Genomic DNA, 20,767 nt, shown 5'->3' on the forward strand with positions numbered 1-20,767 from the left:
TTCTAACCTTCGCAGCCAGGCTTGGAGAACCGCAGTCATGGCTAATGCATATCAAAGTGGAACTTATTTTTTGCCCCAATGCCCTAAAAAAACGGGACTTTTGCAAGCAATATCCACAGATGGAGTGAAAAATGATCAAAAATACATTGGCCGCCGTCGTTGCCACTGCCACTTTGCTCAGTGCCGGCGCGGCATTGGCCGACCGTCCGGGGGCCGGCTGGGTGACGATCGAAAAAGCCATCGAGACAGCCAAGACCAAGGCCGGCTACATCGAGATCTACAAGATCGAAGCCGACAGCAACGGCTATTGGGAAGGCGAAGGCCGTAAATCCGACGGCGTGGTCTACGAATTCCGTATCGACGGTGCCTCGGGCAATGTCGTGCGCGACCAGAAAGACTGACTCCCCCTCCCGGCGCCGGCTCCGCGCCGGTGCCTGCCCTGGCGCGCTTGCGGCGCGCCATCCCCGCCTGATCCAGCTGTTCCTGTCGACGTTGTCCCGGCATCGCCTGTGCAAGGCCGTGGCCGAGGTTGACAGAGCGCGCGCAAAGCGTTGTTTAATCGCCGGGCGCACTCACCGATGTGCACCTCATACGCTGTAGCCCATTCCAATAATTAATCCGGAGCTCCAGATGTCTGTATCGCCCCTGGCTGTTGAAACACCGCGTGAACACTTGTCGCTCGAGGCGCTGGTGAAACTGTTGGAAGCGATTTTCCTGCGCCATGGCACCAGCGCCGAAGTGGCGCGCAGCCTGGCGCAGAACTGTGCCAACGCCGAGCGTGACGGCGCGCACAGCCATGGTGTGTTCCGTATGCCCGGCTACGTATCGACCCTCAAGAGTGGCTGGGTCAATGGCCAGGCCGTGCCGGTGGTCGAAGACGTAGCCCCGGCCTTTGTCCGGGTCGATGCCGGCAACGGTTTCGCCCAGCCGGCGCTGGCGGCGGCACGCCCGCTGCTGGTGGAGAAAGCGCGCAGCGCCGGGATCGCTATCCTGGCCATCCGCAACTCTCATCATTTCGCCGCGCTGTGGCCGGACGTCGAACCCTTCGCCGAGGAAGGGCTGGTTGCCCTGAGCGTGGTCAACAGCATGACTTGCGTGGTGCCCCACGGCGCCGATCGGCCGTTGTTCGGTACCAACCCGATCGCCTTCGCCGCGCCCCAGGCCGGTGGCGACCCGATTGTCTTCGACCTGGCCACCAGCGCCATTGCCCATGGCGACGTGCAGATCGCCGCGCGCAAGGGCGAACGCCTGCCGCCGGGCATGGGCGTGGACGGCCTCGGCCAGCCCACCGACGACCCCAAAGCGATTCTCGAAGGCGGCGCGCTGTTGCCGTTCGGCGGCCACAAGGGCTCGGCGCTGTCGATGATGGTCGAGCTGCTGGCGGCGGCGCTGACCGGCGGCAACTTCTCGTTCGAGTTCGACTGGTCCAACCATCCCGGCGCGAAGACGCCCTGGACTGGCCAGTTGCTGATCGTCATCGATCCGAGCAAGGGCGCCGGGCAGAATTTTGCCGAGCGCAGCCAGGAATTGATCCGGCAGATGCACGGCGTGGGGCTCAAGCGCCTGCCGGGGGATCGTCGGCATCGCCAGCGGGAGAAGTCCCTGCGCGAGGGCATTGCCCTGGACGCCGCGGAGCTCAGGCAGTTGCGCGAGCTGGCAGGGCTTTAGAACACGCTTCCAGAATGCAAAGGACCAGGCCGGCAAAGTGCCGGCCTGGTCCTTTTTCCAGCCGTGGACGGCCAGGCTTGTTACGAACGACGCCCCAGCAACAGGCCCGCCAGCAGGCCCAGGCCTGCGGAAATGGCCACGGTCTGCCACGGATGGCCGCCGATATACTGCTCGGTGGCTTGTACCATCGGTTTGCTGCGTTCACGCACGCTGGACACCGAGTCCAGCGCCTGCTTGAGCTTCATCCCGACCTGCTGGCGCAGGTTTTCACCTTCCTCGCCCACCAGCGACGCGCTGCTTTTCAGGAGCTTTTCGGACTCCTCGATCAGCGCCTGGAGCTCGCTGAATGCCTGGTCCTTGATTTGATCGTCAGCCGCTTGCGCGGCAGTTTTACGAGCCATTGCGTTACTCCTTGCAGGTCAGTGATGGGTTGAACAATGGAGTCGCGGGGGCGACGAAAAGTTGCAGCTATTTTTCCGCCCCGGCGCCATGCCAGCGGGAAAACCCCGGCCGTCACAGTGTAAGATGGCGGCTATTTTACGCAGCAGGAAATTCCCATGAGCTTCAATCTGGCCAACAAGACTCTCGCCGAGCGCGCAGAGATCGAAGATGAAAAGTCCCGTCTGTTCGAGTTGTGGCAGAGCAACCTGGGCAAGGCCAAGGGCGAGGCCGCGCGGTTGTTCGGCGAGCGCGGCAAGCGCAAGGGCAAATGGGCCGAATGGGTACGCTCCGAGCTCGACGGCATGTCGCCGCCGGAATACGCCAACATGGTGCGCAGTGAAGTCAACCGCCTGATGGCGGCGAACAAGTAGCTTCGAAACTGGCGACAATCGCCTCGCGTACTTTCAGCACCACCGGATCGATCTGCGCGCTGGTGCGCCAGCCCAGTTCGATCGGGTAGCGCGGCAGGTCCAGCGGGCAGGGCAGCAGCGCCAGCCCAGTGAGTTCGGCGATGCTGCGCGCGGCATGGGCCGGAATGGTCGCCACCGCTTGGCTGCCCTTGAGCAGATGGGGCAGCGCGGCAAAATGCGTGGTCGAGGCGCAGACCTGGCGACTCAGCCCCAGGGCCGCCAGCCCCTCGTCGGTAATCCCGATAAAACCTTGCGACGACACCAGCACATGCTCGCGGGCGACGAACTCGTCGAGGTCGATGGCCCGCTGCCCCGGGGCCAGGCTCGCCGGGTCCGCCAGGCACAGGTAAGCACCTTCCCCCAAGACTTGCCGGCTGAGCATGCGCTCGGCGAAGCCGCCGGCGCTGATCGCCAGGTCGATGCTGCGCTGCAACAGCGCTTCGCCGACGATCTGGCTGTGGCTCTGGCGAAAGATCAGCCGCAGCTTTGGCGCTCGCCGGGCAACTTCCTCGATCAGGCGCCGGCCATAGGCAATCTCGAAATCGTCCGACAGCCCGATCGCCACCGAGCGGCCCTGATAATGGCTGGCCTGGGGATCGACCATGGCCAGGCTTTGCCGACATTTGTTCAGCGCCTCGCTGACCACCGGCTTGAGCTGGTTGGCCCGCAGCGTCGGCGCCAGGCCGCGCCCGGTGCGCACGAATAACTGATCGCCGTACAGCTCGCGCAAGCGTCGCAGCGCCGCGCTCATGGCCGATTGGGTGACACCCAGGCGCAGGGCGGCGCGGCTGGCGCTGGATTCGTCGTGCAGCGCCTCGAAGGCCTTGAGCAGGTTGAGATCGACCTGGGCGATATTCATCTGGTTCATATCATTCAGTATCAGAGTGGGCTTTCTGCATGATCGGCGAGCGCCGGACAATGGGCAACACCTCACCGCCACAGGAGTTTCCCAATGTCCAAGTCCGTTGTCGCCGCGTTGCAGATCGGCTCTCTGCCAGGGGGCAAGGCCGATACCCTGGAACAGATCCTCTCCTTTGAAGCCGCCATCATCGAGGCCGGCGCGCAGTTGGTGGTGATGCCCGAGGCCTTGCTCGGCGGTTATCCCAAGGGCGAGGGGTTCGGCACCCAGCTCGGCTATCGCCTGCCGGAAGGCCGCGAGGCGTTTGCCCGGTATTTCGCCAACGCCGTCGATGTGCCGGGGGCGGAAACCGAGGCCCTGGCCGGCCTGGCCACACGCACGGGGGCCAATCTGGTGCTGGGGGTGATCGAGCGCGCCGGCAGCACTTTGTATTGCACCGCGCTGTATTTCGATCCGCAGCACGGCCTGGTGGGCAAGCACCGCAAGCTGATGCCCACCGGCACCGAGCGGCTGATCTGGGGCAAGGGCGACGGTTCGACCCTGCCGGTGTTCGACACCCAGGTCGGCCGGGTCGGGGCGGTGATCTGCTGGGAAAACATGATGCCGCTGCTGCGCACCGCGATGTATGCCAAGGGCGTGCAGGTCTGGTGCGCGCCAACGGTGGATGAGCGTGAGATGTGGCAGGTCAGCATGCGCCACATCGCCCATGAGGGCCGCTGCTTCGTGGTCAGCGCCTGCCAGGTGCAGGCGTCACCGCAGGCCTTGGGGCTGGAGATTGCCAACTGGCCGACCGAGCGCCCGTTGATCGCCGGTGGCAGTGTGATTGTCGGGCCGATGGGCGAGGTCCTGGCCGGGCCGCTGGTGGGACGCGCCGGCCTGCTGACGGCGCAGATCGATACCGCCGAGCTGGTGCGGGCGCGCTACGACTACGACGTGGTCGGCCACTATGCGCGCCCGGACGTGTTCGAACTGACGGTGGACGAGCGGGCCAAGGCTGGCGTGCGTTTCATCTGAGGCGACGCCATTCTTCGCGGGTGATTTCCCAGAGATCGCGAGGCAATCGCCCGCAGACAAAGTCGTCTTCGTCGCTGCCGACCAGGCGCATGCCCGTGCGTTCGGAGATCCGCCGCGAGGCCAAATTCGGCGCGGCCTTGGGCACCCGCATGACCTTACGGTCCAGTACCTCGAACCAATACTCGGTGACCGCCGCGCTGGCCTCGCTCATATAGCCCTGGCCCTGCCACGCCGGGGCCAGCCAGAAGCCGCGGTTATTGTCGGCTTCGTCCATCAGGCTGACATTGCCGATCAGTTGCTCGGGCGCGCTTTTCAGGCGGATCGACCAGTGCCATTCCTCGCCGCGCTCGACGGCCGGCAACGCCAGGTCGCGCAGATAGCTCAGCGCCCCATCGGCAGGATAAGGCCAAGGCACCCGAGCGTTGAGATAACGCACCACTTCCCACTGCGCAAACTGCTGCTGGATGGCCTCGGCGTCGGCCAGTTCCAGCGGGCGCAGGATCAGGCGTTCGGTGTAGAGGGTGGGGGGCGGCTTCATGTTCGCGGCACATTCCTTGTGTGGGTCGGCTGTTTTTTTCAGCGTCCGCCCAACACCAGGCGTTCGCCGAGAAAGTCGACGAACACTCGCAGTTTCGGCGGCAGATGTCGACTGCGGGGCCTGAGCACCGTGAACCTGCCGCTGTCGACCTGATAGTCGTCCAGCGCCGACACCAGGGAATGTCGGCGCTGGCAATGCCCTGGCGCTGGTGGTGCGGCTAATGCTGCGTGCGCCGCGTCGGACTTGAAAGGGTTCAACGAAACTCGAAGAACTCGTAGTGCAGGTTGCGCTCGGGAATCGCCTGTTCGCGCATCAACGCCTTGACCCGCGCCAGCAAACCCTTGGGGCCGCAGAAGCTGATGTGGATGTGTTGCGGATCGGTTTCGCGGGCGGCGCGTTGCAGGGTTTCGCCCAGGCGATCGGCGCCGTCGGTGTGGCCGATGAAGTCCACCCCGCGTTGCTCGGCCAGACCTTGCAAGGTTTCGACGCTGGGGAAGGCCCGTGACGGGTTGTAGCAATACACCAGGGTCGCCTGCTCGAAGCGCCCGGCGGCGGCATCCTGTAGCCACGAGATAAAGGGCGAGATGCCGACGCCACCGCCGATCCAGATTTCCCGGCCTGCATCGAGCCGTCGCTTGAAGCGGCCATAGGGCGCGTAGAGGTCGGCGAGCATGCCGACCTTGACCTGCTGGCGCAGCTTCTGGGTGTAGTCGCCCAGGGCGCGGATCACGAATTCGATGCGCCCGTCGCTGGCGTGGGCGCTGGCAATGGTGAAGGGGTGCGGTTCGCGCAGGCCTTTTTCGCGCATGGCGAGAAAGGCGAATTGCCCGGCCTTGAAGGCAAAACCGCGATGCAGCGGGGTCAGTTCCAGGTGCAGGGAATTTCTTTCCAGGGTGACCTTGCTGACCCGGTATTCGCCGGCCTTGGCCAGCAACGGATAAAGCAGCAGCTTGTACAAGGCGCCGAGCAGACCCAGGCCGCACAGTGCGGTAAGCCAGATGCCCGAGGGTTTATCCAGGGCAATCGGCGACTTGAAGCTCAACCAGTGCAGGATGACGATCGCGAACAGCGGCCCGGACAGCTTGTGCCACCAGCGCCATTGGCCGTAGGGAATGTTGCGGTTCAGTGCCAGCAGCACGATCAGGCCGAGGGCGACGTAGCTCAATTGCCGCACCATGCGCGTCCAGTACTTGGACAGCTCGATGATCGGCACGCTTTGCCAGGCATCCAGGTTGGCCTTGAACACCAGGTGAAAGCTGGCGCCGGCCAGCGCCCAGATGCCCAGCCATTTGTGGGTTTCATAGACCCGGTCGAGGCCGCCGAACAGCCGCTCGACCCAGCGCCAACGGCTGGCCAGCAGGCAGGACAAGGCCATATAGGCCAGCGCCGTGGCGCCGAGGACCAGGCTCAGGGTGGCGCTGGTCAGCCAGGTATCGCTGGGGATTTCCAGCAGCACGGTAAAGGTAGTGATCAGCAAAACGCCGAGCACCGCGTGCCATGTTTTCAAGGGGACACCTCTGAAGATAAGGCGCCGATGCAGGCATCGGCGCGCAGGATAAGTCGGGGCTGCGCGGCAAGTGGCGCAGCCGGAGCGGGGCTATTTTACCGGCGGGCGGTAGGACCGAGCTGACCTGTATCAGCGCCCGCTCAATGCGGGTAGGGCAAGGGGTTTTCCACCAGCCAGGCCTGGGCGAAGTCCAGGTAGGCGTGGACGATTCTCGAGGGTGGGCGCTGGGCCGGATACAGCAGGTGCAGCTGTTGCTCCGGCATCGGCAATTCGGGCAGCACGGCCCGCAGGCGACCGTCGCGCACGGCTTCGGCGGCGAGAAAAGCCGGCAATTCGGTGACCACCTTGGCGGTCAGCGCCAATTGTCGCAGGTGCAGGTAATCGTTGGCGGCGAACAGCGGATCGGGGCTGTAGGCCTGGTCGCCCAACTGCCACTGCTGACGGGCATCGGCATTGCGCGACCACACCGCACAGGGAAAACCGCGAAGGTCGGCGGGCGTTTGCGGGGTGCCAAGGCGTTCCAGCAGCAGGGGGCTGGCGACCAACATATGCCGGTAGCTGCCCAGCAGGCGCGCCGGGCGATCCTCGTCGAGCAGCGGCCCGGCGCGCAAGGCGACGTCGACCCCGTCTTGCGCCAGGTCGCTTTCGCGCTCACGGCCCCGTTCGCTGATATAGACCGCGACCTGGATTTCGGGATGGCGTCGCTGGAATTCGGCCAGCAGCTTCCACCAGCTCTCGAATGCGGCGGGCACCGACACGCTCAGGTGGCCCTGCAAGTGCAGTCGATCATTTCTGACAGCCTGTTCGCCCTCGGCCAGGGCCTCGATGCCCCGGCTGGCGTGCTTGTAGAGCTGGCTGCCGGCGGCGGTCAGCCGGGTACCGCGGGCGGAGCGTTCCAGCAGTTGCACATTGAGGCTGCGTTCCAGTTCGCGAATGCCCCGGCGGATGGTGGCCAGCGGTAATTGCAGCAGGTTGGCGGCGGACGAAATGCTGCCGCATTGGACCACGCTGACAAACATCCTGGCGGCGTTGAGATCCATGTGCGCTCCCTGTCGAATGTAGGGGAAAGCCTATCAGCTGCGGCTCTGCCCGATCAAAAAAGCGCGGTCCGCGGGCGATTGTCATCCGCGGTTTTTCTCCCGCGCGGGGGATCCTCGCGATAACTGTGTTCTCGACGCGGCGGGGCGCGTCTAGCAGCGATAGCTTCGCAGCGGTGCGGGGCAGGGAGTGCGAGTCTGAACATGCAAGCGTTGTTGAACGAGATCCTCGACGAGGTCCGTCCCCTGATTGGCCAGGGCAAAGTGGCCAGCTACATTCCGGCGCTGGCCGACGTGCCGGCCAACCAGCTGGGGATTGCCGTGTACGGCAACGATGGCCAGGTCTTCAGCGCCGGCGACGCCGATACGCCATTCTCGGTGCAGAGTATTTCCAAGGTCTTCAGCCTGGTGCAGGCCATCGGGCATTCCGGCGAGGCGATCTGGCAGCGCCTGGGGCACGAGCCTTCCGGGCAGCCTTTCAATTCATTGGTGCAGCTGGAGTTCGAGCGCGGCCGTCCGCGCAACCCGTTCATCAATGCCGGGGCGCTGGTGATCTGCGATATCAACCAGTCGCGTTTCGCGGCGCCGACGCTGTCGATGCGCGATTTCGTGCGGCGCCTGTCCGGCAATGCGCAGGTGCTGGTGGACGGCCGCGTCGCCGATTCGGAATACCAGCATCGCGCGCGCAATGCGGCGATGGCCTACCTGATGCAGTCCTTCGGCAACTTCCACAACGACGTCGAGGCGGTGCTGCGCAGCTACTTCAGCCACTGCGCGCTGCGCATGAGTTGCGTCGACCTGGCACGGGCCTTCTGCTTCCTGGCCAACGACGGTTTCTGCAAGCACAGCGGCGAGCAGATCCTCACGGCGCGCCAGACCCAGCAAGTCAATTCGATCATGGCCACCAGCGGTCTGTACGACGAAGCCGGCAACTTCGCCTACCGCGTCGGCCTGCCGGGCAAGAGCGGCGTGGGCGGCGGCATCGTCGCGGTGGTGCCGGGACAGTTCACCGTATGCGTGTGGTCGCCGGAATTGAACGCGGCGGGTAACTCGCTGGTGGGCATGGCGGCGCTGGAGTTGCTGAGCCAGCGCATCGGCTGGTCGGTGTTCTAGGGGGGCGGGAGCATTGCGGCCGGTTGCGGGTGCTGCGCACCCGATCGCAGGCTGCGCCAGCGGCTACAGGGGCGCGGTGATTGTGTAGCCGCTGCCGAGCCTGCGAGGCTGCGCTCGGTTGCGTAGCAAGCGCAAAGCCTGAGTCCACGATCTGCCTGGATAAGCGTGCCGGTTGGTTTTGCGAGCGCTGCGCGTGCGATTACCAGGTGAAGTTGGCGGTCTTGGGCAGGCTCAACTGGCCTTTGTCGACGAAGCGCAGGGTGCCGAGCGCGCCACCGGCGAGTTTGCCGCGCAGCACATAGGGCAGGTTGTCGAGGCTTTGCGTCTGGCCCAGGCCCAGGGTCTGGCGCAGCACGGCGAAGGCCGAGACGCTGACCGGCACCACCAGCACCGCCTCGGAGAAGCGCCCGATGCTACCGGCCTGGTCGCTGACTCCGGATGCCAGCGGCCGGCCGTTGACTTCCAGGTCCAGGGCCACGCCGTTGTAGTCGATCACGGCTTCATTGGGGTTCTGCACGCGCAGCTTGACCGCGAAGCGCACTTCCAGGTCCTGGCTGGGCAGGGGCTCGATCCCCACCACGTTGATGTTCAGCGGATCGTGCCGGGGAAACAGCGCGCAGGCGCTCAGGCTGAGCAACAGCAGGGAAAGGGCGAGGCCGAGGAATCTGCGCATTGAAAGCTCTCTGCGTGAATGGAGGCAGTGCTGAATCTAGCGCGCCCTGGCCGTCGCCACAAACCGGGGGTGTTTGCCGGGTAGCTCTTTTGTAGGAGCCAGGCTTGCCGGCGATAAGGCCGGCAGGCCTGGTAACGTGCTTGAGGCCAGCCGTCTGCCGGTGTCGCCGCCGACGCCATCGCGAGCGAGCTGCGCTCCCTACAGACGCTGGTTTGGCGGTGCGGCTAATGGCGGCATCGCGAGCAAGCTTCGCTCCTACAGCAGCAGTTCGTGCGAGCGTCCTAGAAAAAACGCAGGGTCAGGCGTTGGCCTTGGGGCTTACATCCGGGTCTTGCATGACCTTGAGCGTCGCCGCTTCCGGGTCGAATTCGTCTTCTTCCAGCTCCATGAATTCTTCCGGCAGGAAGATGTTCAGCAGGATCGCGCACATCGCGCCGACGGTGATCGGCGACTCGAAAATGTTGTGCAGCGCCTTGGGCAGCTCGCGCAACACTTCCGGCACCGCCGCCACGCCCAGGCCCATCCCCAGGGAGATCGCCACGATCAGCACGTTGCGTCGGTGCAGCCCGGCTTCGGCGAGGATCTTGATCCCGGCCACGGCCACGGTGCCGAACATGATCAGGGTGGCGCCGCCCAGCACCGGCTTGGGCATCAGTTGCAGCACCGCGCCGATTACCGGGAACAACCCTAGCAGTACCAGCAGGCCGGCGATGAAGTACGCCACGTAGCGGCTGGCCACGCCGGTCAGCTGAATCACCCCGTTGTTCTGGGCGAAGGTGACCATCGGCAGGCTGTTGAACACCGCCGCCACCATCGAGTTGAAACCGTCGGCCAGCAGGCCGGACTTGATGCGCTTGATGTACAGCGGGCCCTTGACCGGCTGCTGGGAAATCATCGAGTTGGCGGTCAGGTCGCCGGCCGCTTCCAGGGGCGAGATGAGGAAGATCACCGCCAGCGGAATGAAGGCGATCAGGTCGAAGGAAAAGCCGTACTTGAACGGCACCGGCACGCTGACCATCGGCACGTCCGGCATCGCCGCCATGTCGACCCGACCCAGCAGCCAGGCGACCACGAAGCCCAGGGTCAGGCCGATGACGATCGAGCCCAGGCGCAGCATCGGGTGACTGAAGCGGTTGAGCACCACGATGGTCAGCAGCACCAGGGCCGCCAGCCCCAGGTTGCTGGCGGCGCCCAGGTCCGGCGCGCCGAAGCCGCCGGCCATGTCGGTGACCGCTACCTTGATCAGCGACAGGCCCATCAGGGTGATGATGGTGCCGGTGACCACGGGGGTGATCAGCTTGCGCAGCTTGCCGATGAACTGGCTGAGGAACATCTCGATAAAGGCCGCGCAGAAGCAGATGCCGAAGATGGTCGAGAGGATTTCTTCGTTGCTGCCGCCGCGCCCCTTGACCATCAGGCCGGCGCTGAGCAGCACGCTGATAAAGGAAAAGCTGGTGCCCTGCACGCACAGCAGGCCGGAACCGATCGGCCCCAGGCGCCGGGCCTGGACGAAGGTGCCCAGGCCCGAGACGAACAGCGCCATGCTGATCAGGTAGGGCGTTTCGTTCTGCAGGCCCAGCACGCCGCCGAAGATCAGGGTCGGCGAAATGATGCCGACAAAGCTTGCCAGCACGTGTTGCAGCGCGGCGAAGATTGCCGCGCTGAAATGCGGGCGGTCCTCCAGGCCATAGATCAGGTCGGACTTGTAGCGCGGCGTGGAGCGATCAGGTGCGGTCATGGGAAAAAGCCTGCCAATGACGTGTCGATAGGGCATGAAACACGTGGAGAAAGGGCGCGACGCGGGCTGTCGGAGGGACGTAAGGCAAAATCTGCGGACCCGGTCAGAAAAATGGAGGCGCAGGATGCCAGAAAGGTGGCTGGGTCAGAAGGGCTGACAGCGTCGTGGTGGAAAACTTCGGCGAAGCATTAAAGATACTGTTTCTCATTTACGCTTGTGAAATAATCCCGCCCCCCGAAACCCGGACCGCCCGCGATGTTGCCCACGCCCAGCCTGCTGCTGAGTTTTCAGGAGCACTACGACGACCTGCTGAAGTTCCTGACCCGGCGCATGAGCGACCGCCAGCGGGCCGCCGACGTCGCCCAGGAAACCTACCTCAAGTTGCTCAAGGTCGATCAGGCGTTGGCGGTGCACAACGATCGCAGCTTTATCTTCCGCGTTGCCGGCAACCTGGCCATCGACACCCTGCGGCGCGAACAGCGCCTGGCGGCCAACCTCAGCGACGGCCAGGACCACGCCGAAGCCATAGATCCGGCGCCGGCCCCGGAAGCTGCGCTGCTGGCCACGGAACGCTTGTCGCTGCTCGACGAGGCCTTGCAGCAACTTTCCGAAAATGCCCGCCAGGCCTTGCTGCTCAACCGCATCGATGGCCTGACCCAGGCGCAGATCGCAGTCCGGCTGGGTGTTTCCGAAAGCATGGTGGCAAAATACATCGGCCAGGCCCTGCGCCATTGCCGCGACTGGTTGAAACATCACCATGCGTGAATCCTCCCATCCAGCCGAAGCCCCCATGACCGAATCGCCGATGAACGAGCACCCGGACAGCCTCGAAGATGCCGCCCTTGACTGGCTGATGCTGCTCAATTCGGGCCAGGCCAGCGCCGCCCAGCGCATGGAATATCAACGCTGGCGCCAGGCCAGCCCGGCCCATGCCGCCGCCGCGGACGAAGCGCAACAGCTGTGGGCCGACCTGGGCATGACGGCTACCGCGCGGCAGCATGCGGCCACCGTGCCGGCCCCCCGCAAGATCCGGCGCCGCTGGCCGGCCCTGGCTGCTTCGCTGGTGCTGGCGGTGGCTGGTTACGGCGGCTGGCAGCAGTGGCCCGCCTTGAGTTCCGACTATCACACCGGCGTCGGCGAGCAGCAGCGGATCACCCTGGCCGACGGCTCCGTCGTCACCCTCAACAGCGCCAGCGCCTTGTCGGTCGCCTACTCGGGCGAGGAGCGCCGGGTGGTTTTGCAGGCCGGCGAAGCGCTGTTCGAGCCGTTGGCCGAGGCCCGGCCGTTCGTGGTCAGCGTCGGCGACGAGCATTTGCAGAGCGCCGCCAGCGCCTTCAGCGTGCGCCGCGACGGCAGCGCGCTGACCCTGGTGGTGCGGGCCGGGCAGGTGCGGCTCAGCGGTGCCCACTCGCCGGTGCTGGTGCAGGCCGACCAGCGCCTGCAACAACGTGCCGGCCAGCCGCTGCTGGCGCAGCAGGCGGTGGATGCCGCCAGCCTCACGGCCTGGCAGCGCGGCAAACTGATCTTCAACGGCCGGCCGCTGGGGGAGGTGATCGCCGAGCTGGAGCGTTACCAGCACGGGCGCATCCTGATTTCCGACACCCAGCTGGCGGCGCTGCCGGTCAGTGGCGTCTTCGACCTCGACGACCCGCAAGGGCTGTTGCGCACCCTCGAACAGCGCTACCCGCTCAAGGTCACCTACCTGCCATGGCTGGCGGTGCTGCACTGAGGAAAATTTTTTCCGTGGGGCACTGCAAGTTCTTCCCGGCGAGATCGTCGTAGTGAGACTGAGAAGAAAATCATTCTCATTGACGTATTCAACGGGTCGGGAAGAAACACGTGAAAGCTATGTTCAAGCAGTTGGCATTCAAGCAAGCGACGAAGTCCACAGCATCGACAGCGCAGCGCGGCGGCAATGGGGTGCGCCGCACGTTATTGGCCCAGGCGGTGGTCGCCGGCCTGTTCGCTCCCTTGTTGGCGCAGGCCCAGAACAGCGATGCCGGCCAGGGCGCCAGCGATCTCAAGCAAAGCGCCAGCGCTCAGGAGCGCCTGGTGACCCTGGCCTTGCCCGCGCAACCGCTGGACCTGGCCCTGACCCGCTTCGCCGACCAGGCCGGCCTGCACCTGCTGTACACCACCGCCGACGTCGAGGGCCTGCAAGCGCCGGCGCTGAACGGCCAGGTCAGCGTGACCCAGGCCTTGCAGACGCTGCTGGCCGGCAGCGGCATGAGCTGGCAGTTCAGCGACGCACGCACGGTAATCCTGCGCCGCGCCGCGGCTCCGGCGACGAGCCTCAACCTCAAGCCGATCGAAGTCAGCGTCGCCTCGCGTACCAGCACCGCCATCAGCGAGATTCCCGGCACGGTGTGGGTGGTCGACCAGACCCAGCTGCGCGAACAACTGCAAACCGGAGTCAGCCTCAAGGAGGCCATTGGCAAGCTGGTGCCGGGCCTCGACCTGGCGCCCGAAGGCCGCAGCAACTACGGCCAGAACATGCGCGGGCGCAGTGTGTTGGTGATGATCGACGGGGTCAGCCAGAACAGTTCGCGCGAATTGTCGCGGCAGTTCGACAGCATCTCGCCCTTTAACGTCGAGCGCGTCGAAGTGCTGTCCGGCGCCAGCGCTATCTATGGCGGCGGCGCCACCGGCGGCATCATCAATATCGTGACCAAGAAGGGCGAACCCGGCCCGGCGCGTTTCGAGACCCAGGTCGGCGCCAGCAGCGGTTTCAACAACAGCGACGACCTGAGCACCCGCGTCGCCCAGTCGGTGAGCGGCGGCAATGAGCGCATCAGCGGCCGCCTGGGCGTGGCGCTGGAGAAGAACGAAGCCTTCTATGACGGCGGCGGCGACCAGATCTTCATCGACAACACCCAGACCGACCTGCAATACAACCGCACCATCGACCTGATGGGCAGCCTGGCCATGCAGTTCGACGAGCAGCAGAGCCTGGACCTGCTGGCCCAGTACTACGATTCCGGCAACGACGGCAACACCGCCATCTACTTCCCCAACCTGAGCTACCAGAAGCCCTCGAACCTGGAAGACGCCGAGCTGCGCGGCGGTTATTCCACCGACCTGGAGCCACGCACCAAGCGCGTGCTGTTCAACGCCAACTACCACCACAACGATGTGCTGGGCCAGGACTTTTACCTGCAGGCGTCGTACCGCAAGGAAGACAACAATTTCTTCCCGTTCCCTTACTACAACACCGGCAAGCCCACCGGCTCCAAGGGCGTGTACTTTGCCGCCTCGCAGCAGAACTTCGAGGTCACCAGCCTCAAGGCGCTGTTCGCCAAGACTTTCAGCGACTTCAAGCTGACCTACGGCGTGGACCTGGACCGCGAACGCTTCAATGCCCAGCAGAGCGTGTTCGACCAGCGCACCTCGTCCGAGAGCGGCGGCCTGGACCTGGACACCGTCAGCAAGGCGCCGCGCTACCCCAGTTATCGGGTCGATGGCCTGTCCGGCTATGCGCAGCTGGACTGGCACGCCACCGATAACCTGACGGTCTCCGGCGGTGCCCGGCGCCAGCAGATGGACGTCGAGGTCAGCGACTTCAAGGGCGTGCCGGGCGGCAACAACGACTACCAGGTCAACCTGTTCAACCTCGGCACCATCTACGACTTCAAGAACGGCCACCAGCTGTGGGTCAACTACGGCGAAGGGTTCGATCTGCCGGACCCGGCCAAGTTCTACGGCAAACCGGGGCTGAGCGTGGACGACAACCCGCTGGCGGGGATCAAGAGCCGGCAGGTGGAGACCGGCTGGCGCTACTCGGACAGCGACTGGGATGCCCAGGCGGCGCTGTATTACATCTGGTCGGACAAGGTCATCACCACCGACAGCGCGACCCTGACCATCGACGTGGTCGATAAGAAGAGCCGCGACTACGGCTTCGAAGGCGCCTTGACCCGTCACTTCGCCAGCAGCTGGGAGGCGGGCAGCACCCTGCACCTGGTGCGCTCCGAGGAAGAGGACGCCAGCGGCGACTGGATCAAGCGCGACGCGCGGTACGCCTCGCTGTCCAAATCCACCGCCTTTGTCGGCTGGAAGGGCGACCGCAGCAGTGCGCGCCTGCAAGGCAACCATGCCTTTACCCTCAAGGACGACGCCGACCACACCATCGACGGCTATACCACCTTCGACCTGCTGGGCAGCCACGACACGGCGTTCGGCACCTTCAGCGGCGGCATCCAGAACCTGCTGGACAAGCAATACAGCACCGTCTGGGGCCAGCGCGCCAAGCTGTTCTACTCGCCGACCTACGGGCCGGAATACCTGTACGACTACCAGGGCCGCGGCCGCACCTACACCTTGAGCTGGTCGATGGCCTACTGAGGCGGGGCGAAGGCGGCCAGCAGGTCTTGCTCGAAGGCCTGCTGGGCATCGCCGGGGGCCTGGGCGCGGTGGCGCGCCAGATAAAAACCCACGTCGTAGCTCAGGTCCTGCGGGCGCAGGGCCTTGAGCAAGCCTCGGTCTTCCCAGGTGCGGGCAAAGTGGCTGGGCAGGTAGCCGATGTGCTGGCCCGAGAGAATGAAGGTCAGCGTCGCCTCGACCTGCTGTGAACAAGCCGAGCCGGGAACACCCGACAGCGGCTCATGGTTTTTCAGCAGCCGGTAGCCGTGGTCGACCTTGTCGGCGCGCTGCAGGGCTTGCAGGTCCGGGTTGGCCTCGGCGAACAGCGGATGGCCGCGGCCGCAGTACAGGTGCTGGGTTTCGCTGAACAGCTGCTGGTAATCGAAGGCGTGCTGCACCCTGGAGAAATAGCCGATGGCCAGGTCCAGGCGATGCTGCAACAGCAGGCGCTCCATCTCGCCGGTCATGGCGCTGATCATCTCGATGCGCACCGACTGGTCACGCTGGCGAAAGCGCCGGATCGCCTCGGCGACGTTCTGCAGCACCCCTGGGTCGAGCGCCTCCGACAGGCCCAGGCGCACCTCGCCGAGCAAACGCCCGGCCACGCCGTTGGACTGCTGGCGAAACTGCTCGATGGACTTGAACAAGCCGCGGGTCGCCAGCAGCAACTGCTCGCCCTTGGGCGTCAGGCCAAAGCCAGCCTTGCCGCGATTGCACAGGCGATAGCCGAGGCGGGTCTCCAGCTTGGCCATCTGCTGGCTGATGCTCGACTGGCTGAGCCCCAGTTCGCCCTGGGCGGCGCTGAAGCCGCCGCATTCGACCACGCAGGCGAACAGGCGCAGCAGGTGCAGGTCGAGGTCGTGCAATTGGCCGAGCATCAAACATTACTCCGGGTGAATGTCAGGTTAATACGCTTGATATTTTTCCAATGTATCGGCCACGGCAAGCTGCTGCCACAGATTCCTCGAGGGCCGTCGGCACAGAGGTCTCTGTCACCGTTCGCAGCCGCCCAGCACAAGGACCGATCCATGAATATCGCCAGCCGCAACGACCAGGCCCTGACCCGCGACAGCCTGTATGGCACCGCCGCCGAAAGCACCTACGCCGGCATCACCAGTTTTATGCGCCGCCGCTACAGCCGCGACCTGCGCGGCGTGGACGTGGCGGTCAGCGGCGTGCCGTTCGACACCGCCACCAGCAACCGCCCCGGCGCGCGTTTCGGCCCACGGGGGATTCGCGCGGCTTCTGCCGGCATCGCCTGGGAACGCCACTGGCCCTGGGCCTTCGATCCGTTCGAGCATTTGGCGGTGGTCGACTACGGCGACTGCGCCTTCGACTCCGGGGTGCCGCAGTCGGTGCCGCAGAGCATCGAGGAGCATGCCGAGCGGATCCTCGCCAGCGGCAGCGCGATGCTGACGTTCGGCGGCGACCATTTCATTACCTATCCGCTGCTCAAGGCTCATGCGCGCAAGCACGGGCCGCTGGCGTTGATTCATTTCGACGCGCACAGCGATACCTGGCCGGACGAGGAGGGCAAGCGCATCGACCACGGCACCATGTTCTGGCATGCGGCCAGGGAAGGCCTGGTGGACCCGGCGCGTTCGGTGCAGATCGGCCTGCGCACCACCAACGACGATCACCAGGGTTTTGCCGTGCTGGATGCGCGGCAGGTGCACCGGCGTGGCTGCGAGGCCATTGTCGAGGCGATTCGCCAGCGGGTCGGCGAGCAGCCGGTGTACCTGACCTTCGACATCGATTGCCTGGACCCGGCCTTCGCCCCCGGCACCGGCACCCCGGTGTGCGGCGGCCTGAGTACGCTGCAGGCGCTGGAGATCCTCGGCGGCCTGCGCGGCATCAACCTGGTGGGCATGGACGTGGTGGAAGTCGCCCCGGCCTATGACAGCGCGGAGATCACCTCGCTGGCGGCGGCCACCCTGGCGATGGAAATGCTCTGCCTGTATGCGGCGCGGCATAAGGTCGACCTGTAGGGCGGAAAGCGGGTGCGGGATTGCCGCAGATGTGCGTTTTGCGGCAACTGCGTTGCCGATCGCAGCCTCGCGGGCTCGGCAGCGGCTACGGACGCGCTGCCTTTGTAGCCGCAGCCGAGTCGGCGAGGCAGCGATCGAGCGCCAAGCGCTGGCCAAACCAGACACCGCGTTTCTCCAGCAAGGTCAGAGTTCGCTACTGACAGATCCTGACAGGGGGCTCTGCTAAGCTGCGCCGATCCTTCCTTGTCGAGCCTGATGCCGTGTCGCGCACCACTCGTTTGTTGACCCTGCTGCAAGTATTGCGCGGCAAGCGTTGCCCGGTAACCGCCGCGGCGCTGGCGGCCGAGCTCGAGGTTTCCGAGCGCACGCTGTACCGCGATATCGCCGAACTGACGGCCCTGGGCGCGCCGATCCATGGCGAGGCCGGGATCGGCTATGTGCTGCGCAGCGGCCTGTTCCTGCCGCCGCTGATGCTCAACGCCGACGAAGCCGAAGCCATCGTCCTTGGTCTGCGCTATGTCGACCAGCGGGGCGACGAGGTGCTCGGCAAGGCCGCTGCCGATGCCTTGGCCAAGATCGCCGCGGTGCTGGCGCCGGCGGCCCAGGAAGCCTTGCACAACCCGACGGTGCTGCCCGGCCCGCCGGCGTATGGCTACCCGGAAAACGTGGTGCCGCTGAATGTGTTTCGCCAGGCCATTCGCGAGCAGGCCAAGCTGCACATCGACTACGCCGACGTGAACAAGACCCCCAGCCAGCGCCTGATCTGGCCGCTGGCCCTGGGCTTCATGAACGAGGCGCGGGTGATCGTCGCCTGGTGCGAGTTGCGCGACGATTTCCGTACCTTTCGCACCGACCGCATCGCTGCCGCGAGCGAGCAGGGCGCGCGCTATCCGGGGCGCCGCAGCGACTTGCTGCGCACCTGGCGCCAGCGCCTGCAACTGGATGATGCCGGGCGTTTCACTCCTGACAAGAACTGACACGAGGGCGTTTTAGCATGGCTCCCGTCACGACAAACAAGGAGCCTCGACACCATGACCAGTACAGCCACTTCTCTGGCACCCGCCATCGCCGCTTATCTTGCGGCCACCAATGGCCGTGACAGTTCCGCCGTCGCCAGTTTCTTCGCCGCAGACGCTCAGGTGTTCGACGAGGGCCAGCACCAGGCCGGCACCCAAGCCATCGCCCAATGGATGGAAGACACCGCGCGCCGCTACCAGCCGCGGGTCGAGGTGCTCAAGGTCCAGCAGCGCACCGGCAAGGTGCTGGTGGACAACCTGATCACCGGCAGCTTCCCCGGCAGCCCGCTGGAGCTGCGCTACGTGTTCCGCCTCGACGAGCAGGGCAAGATCGCGCGGCTGGATATTTCGCTGTAGCCGTCGCGCTCGCTGTAGCCGCTGGCGCAGCCTGTGATCGGCAACGCGGTTGCCGCAAAACCCGGGCACGCGGTGTATCAGGTAGAACGCGCGGCCCGGATTACGGCAACTGCGTTGCCGATCGCAGCCTCGCGCTGCTCGGCAGCGGCTACACAGGCGCCGTGTTCCTCGTAGCCGCTGCGGAGCGACAGCGAGGCTGCGATCGACCTGGGCGGCATTCCGACGCGGCTGTCGCCAGGTGAGGCGTGGCATACTGCGGGCCCATTTGCGGATGCGCGGCACCATGCCTTTCGATTCTCCCCTCAGCGCCTATCAATACGCCCTCCAGGAGCGCGGTTTCGTCGCCGACCAGGCCCAGGAGCGGGCCATGCTGGCGCTGCAGCAGTGCCATGTGGCCCTGCATGAAGGGCGCAAGCCAATCACCGGGGTCTACCTGTGGGGGCCGGTGGGGCGGGGCAAGACCTGGCTGATGGACCAGTTTCATCAAAGCCTCGAGGTGCCGGCGCGGCGCCAGCACTTCCACCATTTCATGGGCTGGGTGCATCAGCGCTCGTTCCAGCTGACCGGCACCGCAGACCCGCTGCAGGCCCTGGCCCGGGAGTTGAGCGAGGAGGTGCGGGTGCTGTGTTTCGACGAACTGTTCGTCAACGACATCGGCGACGCGATCATTCTCGGGCGGCTGTTCCAGGTGATGTTCGAGCAGGGCGTGGTGGTGGTCTGCACCTCCAACCAGCCGCCGCAGCAGCTGTATGCCGACGGCTTCAACCGCGAGCGTTTCCTGCCGGCGATTGCCGCCATCGAGGCGCATATGCAGGTGGTGGCGGTGGACGGCGCCCAGGACCATCGCCTGCACCCGGGAGCCGTCACCCAGCGGTATTGGCTGACCCCGGCCGGCCAGCCCAGCGCCCTGGGGCCGGTTTTCGAACAGCTGGCAACGGGGCCGGTGCTGTCCAGCGCCGTGCTGCCGGTGGGTTATCGCGACGTGCAGGTGATCAAGGCCAGCGAGCGGGTGCTCTGGTGCCGTTTCGCCGACCTGTGCGAGCAACCGTTCGCCGCCATGGACTTCATGGCGCTGTGTGACCGTTTCGCCGCGATCCTGCTCGGCGAGGTCCCCGAACTCAGCGCGCAACAGCGCCCGGGGCGGATTGCCCGGGGCACCGAGGACGGCGCCGAGCGGGTGGTGGCCGGCGATCGCGAGCTGCCGCAATTGTCGGTGCACGATGACAGCGTGCGGCGTTTCATCGCCTTGGTCGACGAATGCTACGACCGCAAGGTGCCGCTCTACCTCGAAGCGCGGGTCGCGATGGACGCCCTGTACACCGAGGGCTACCTGGAGTTTCCATTCCGCCGTACCCTCAGTCGTCTAAAGGAGATGCAGCTGCAGCGTTTCGGCTGAGCCCCTCCTGGCCATTACAAGGGAGACCTGACCGTGAACCAGCCCCTGTCCCACCATCTGCTGACCATGGCTTACCAGAACGCCTGGGCCAATCACCGCCTGGGCAAGGCCTGGGAAATACTGACCCCGAGCGAGCTGGCGGCGCCGCGGGTGAGCTTCTTTCCCAGCCTGAAAGCCACCCTCAATCACATCCTTACCTGCGACTGGTTCTACGTCGACGCGCTGGAGCGGGAACTGCGCGGCGAGGCGCCACGGGTCGACTGCCATGTGTTTTTCGAGGTCGAGGAGCCCTTCGATCAGCCCGCCGACCTGCGCCGCGAGCAAGCCCTGGTGGACCGCCGGCTGATCGCCTATTGCGCGCAGCAACGGGATGCCGACTTGCAGCGCATCGTCACCATTGCCCGGGAAACACCGCAGCGCGACACCCGGCTGCGCCTGCTTGCGCATCTGTTCGAGCATCAGTTGCACCACCGTGGCCAGGTGCACGCCATGCTCAGCGGCACCCGGGTGGCGCCGCCGCAGTTGGATGAGTTTTTCTGCGCGGGCGAGGCAGCCTTGCGCGCCGGGGACTTTGCCGAGCTGGGCTGGAGCGAAGCGCAGATCTGGGGCGAGGATCAGGCCGGACAAGGCTGAATTTTCCTCGTTCGGTCATG

21 protein-coding genes and 1 pseudogene are annotated in these 20,767 nt (G+C 65.4%); 13 read left to right on the plus strand and 9 right to left on the minus strand.

The genetic code is table 11. The annotated features are described in order from the left end of the window. Positions 1-131: 131 nt before the first annotated feature. Both BLV20_RS20725 and BLV20_RS20730 read left to right on the plus strand, forming a co-directional pair. A complete protein-coding gene (locus BLV20_RS20725) occupies positions 132-401 on the plus strand; it encodes a PepSY domain-containing protein (protein ID WP_092304344.1) in 270 nt (89 codons plus the stop codon). A 229-nt stretch (positions 402-630) separates the two neighbouring features. Next, positions 631-1,668, plus strand: a complete 1,038-nt coding sequence (locus tag BLV20_RS20730) for an Ldh family oxidoreductase (protein ID WP_092304345.1) — start codon at positions 631-633, stop codon at positions 1,666-1,668. Between the two features lie 80 nt (positions 1,669-1,748). Here the strand turns inward: BLV20_RS20730 and BLV20_RS20735 are convergent, their stop codons facing one another. After that, positions 1,749-2,069, minus strand: a complete 321-nt coding sequence (locus tag BLV20_RS20735) for an ElaB/YgaM/YqjD family protein (RefSeq protein WP_092304346.1) — start codon at positions 2,067-2,069, stop codon at positions 1,749-1,751. Between the two features lie 156 nt (positions 2,070-2,225). Here BLV20_RS20735 and BLV20_RS20740 point away from each other — a divergent pair, with 156 nt between their 5' ends. Then, entirely contained in the window at positions 2,226-2,480 is a 255-nt protein-coding gene (locus BLV20_RS20740; protein ID WP_025809079.1) for a hypothetical protein, read from the plus strand. On the opposite strand, the gene BLV20_RS20745 is transcribed toward BLV20_RS20740, so the two are convergent. Beyond that, positions 2,452-3,387: a LysR family transcriptional regulator gene (locus BLV20_RS20745; protein WP_092304347.1), complete on the minus strand. Its 936-nt coding sequence runs from the start codon at positions 3,385-3,387 to the stop codon at positions 2,452-2,454. The genes BLV20_RS20740 and BLV20_RS20745 overlap by 29 nt on opposite strands. 84 nt (positions 3,388-3,471) lie before the next feature. Between BLV20_RS20745 and BLV20_RS20750 the strand changes: the two genes are divergently transcribed. Next, positions 3,472-4,392: a carbon-nitrogen hydrolase family protein gene (locus tag BLV20_RS20750; RefSeq protein WP_092304348.1), complete on the plus strand. Its 921-nt coding sequence runs from the start codon at positions 3,472-3,474 to the stop codon at positions 4,390-4,392. Here the strand turns inward: BLV20_RS20750 and BLV20_RS20755 are convergent. The 4 genes from BLV20_RS20755 to BLV20_RS20770 form a co-directional block, all read right to left on the minus strand. Beyond that, on the minus strand, positions 4,385-4,930 hold the full coding sequence (locus tag BLV20_RS20755; protein ID WP_092304349.1) for a GNAT family N-acetyltransferase: 546 nt from the start codon (positions 4,928-4,930) through the stop codon (positions 4,385-4,387). The genes BLV20_RS20750 and BLV20_RS20755 overlap by 8 nt on opposite strands. A 38-nt stretch (positions 4,931-4,968) precedes the next feature. Beyond that, positions 4,969-5,187, minus strand: a complete 219-nt coding sequence (locus BLV20_RS31795) for a hypothetical protein (RefSeq protein WP_092304350.1) — start codon at positions 5,185-5,187, stop codon at positions 4,969-4,971. Then, positions 5,184-6,437 carry a ferredoxin reductase family protein gene (locus BLV20_RS20765; RefSeq protein WP_092304351.1) on the minus strand — a complete coding sequence of 418 codons (1,254 nt, stop codon included), beginning with the start codon at positions 6,435-6,437 and terminating at the stop codon, positions 5,184-5,186. Before BLV20_RS20765 ends, BLV20_RS31795 begins: the two co-directional genes overlap by 4 nt. Before the next feature lie 140 nt (positions 6,438-6,577). After that, entirely contained in the window at positions 6,578-7,477 is a 900-nt protein-coding gene (locus tag BLV20_RS20770) for a LysR family transcriptional regulator (RefSeq protein WP_092304352.1), read from the minus strand. Between the two features lie 201 nt (positions 7,478-7,678). Here BLV20_RS20770 and glsB point away from each other — a divergent pair, with 201 nt between their 5' ends. After that, positions 7,679-8,587, plus strand: coding sequence for a glutaminase B (gene glsB, locus BLV20_RS20775; RefSeq protein WP_092304353.1), 909 nt, complete (start codon positions 7,679-7,681; stop codon positions 8,585-8,587). Positions 8,588-8,786: 199 nt separating this feature from the next. Here glsB and BLV20_RS20780 read toward each other — a convergent pair whose 3' ends face one another. Together BLV20_RS20780 and BLV20_RS20785 are read right to left on the minus strand one after the other, a co-directional pair. Continuing rightward, complete coding sequence (locus tag BLV20_RS20780; RefSeq protein WP_092304354.1) at positions 8,787-9,260, minus strand: LEA/WHy family protein; 474 nt, start codon at positions 9,258-9,260, stop codon at positions 8,787-8,789. 298 nt (positions 9,261-9,558) lie between these two features. Then, positions 9,559-10,998: a nucleobase:cation symporter-2 family protein gene (locus tag BLV20_RS20785; protein WP_092304355.1), complete on the minus strand. Its 1,440-nt coding sequence runs from the start codon at positions 10,996-10,998 to the stop codon at positions 9,559-9,561. Between the two features lie 255 nt (positions 10,999-11,253). Here BLV20_RS20785 and BLV20_RS20790 point away from each other — a divergent pair. The 3 genes and pseudogenes from BLV20_RS20790 to BLV20_RS20800 form a co-directional block, all read left to right on the plus strand. Then, positions 11,254-11,755: pseudogene (locus BLV20_RS20790) on the plus strand (RNA polymerase sigma factor); the annotation flags it as partial. Continuing rightward, on the plus strand, positions 11,756-12,727 hold the full coding sequence (locus BLV20_RS20795; RefSeq protein WP_256577847.1) for a FecR family protein: 972 nt from the start codon (positions 11,756-11,758) through the stop codon (positions 12,725-12,727). 119 nt (positions 12,728-12,846) lie between these two features. Then, a complete protein-coding gene (locus tag BLV20_RS20800) occupies positions 12,847-15,339 on the plus strand; it encodes a TonB-dependent receptor (RefSeq protein WP_092304357.1) in 2,493 nt (830 codons plus the stop codon). Here BLV20_RS20800 and BLV20_RS20805 read toward each other — a convergent pair. Beyond that, the gene (locus BLV20_RS20805) at positions 15,333-16,235 is read right to left on the minus strand and encodes a LysR family transcriptional regulator (RefSeq protein ID WP_092304358.1); all 903 of its coding nucleotides are present in this window, start codon (positions 16,233-16,235) and stop codon (positions 15,333-15,335) included. The genes BLV20_RS20800 and BLV20_RS20805 overlap by 7 nt on opposite strands. A 150-nt stretch (positions 16,236-16,385) precedes the next feature. Here BLV20_RS20805 and speB point away from each other — a divergent pair, with 150 nt between their 5' ends. From speB to BLV20_RS20830, 5 genes are all read left to right on the plus strand, one after another. Continuing rightward, positions 16,386-17,345, plus strand: a complete 960-nt coding sequence (gene speB, locus BLV20_RS20810; RefSeq protein ID WP_092304359.1) for an agmatinase — start codon at positions 16,386-16,388, stop codon at positions 17,343-17,345. A 260-nt stretch (positions 17,346-17,605) separates the two neighbouring features. Then, positions 17,606-18,322 carry a helix-turn-helix transcriptional regulator gene (locus BLV20_RS20815; RefSeq protein WP_092304360.1) on the plus strand — a complete coding sequence of 239 codons (717 nt, stop codon included), beginning with the start codon at positions 17,606-17,608 and terminating at the stop codon, positions 18,320-18,322. Positions 18,323-18,376: 54 nt separating this feature from the next. After that, positions 18,377-18,718, plus strand: coding sequence for a nuclear transport factor 2 family protein (locus BLV20_RS20820; protein WP_092304361.1), 342 nt, complete (start codon positions 18,377-18,379; stop codon positions 18,716-18,718). A 283-nt stretch (positions 18,719-19,001) separates the two neighbouring features. After that, entirely contained in the window at positions 19,002-20,114 is a 1,113-nt protein-coding gene (gene zapE, locus BLV20_RS20825; RefSeq protein WP_092304451.1) for a cell division protein ZapE, read from the plus strand. 33 nt (positions 20,115-20,147) lie between these two features. Continuing rightward, the gene (locus BLV20_RS20830; protein WP_092304362.1) at positions 20,148-20,747 is read left to right on the plus strand and encodes a DinB family protein; all 600 of its coding nucleotides are present in this window, start codon (positions 20,148-20,150) and stop codon (positions 20,745-20,747) included. Positions 20,748-20,767: the final 20 nt, after the last annotated feature.

Origin of the sequence: Pseudomonas sp. NFIX28, from assembly GCF_900107395.1 — a bacterium.
In the GTDB taxonomy this organism is placed as follows: Bacteria; Pseudomonadota; Gammaproteobacteria; order Pseudomonadales; family Pseudomonadaceae; genus Aquipseudomonas.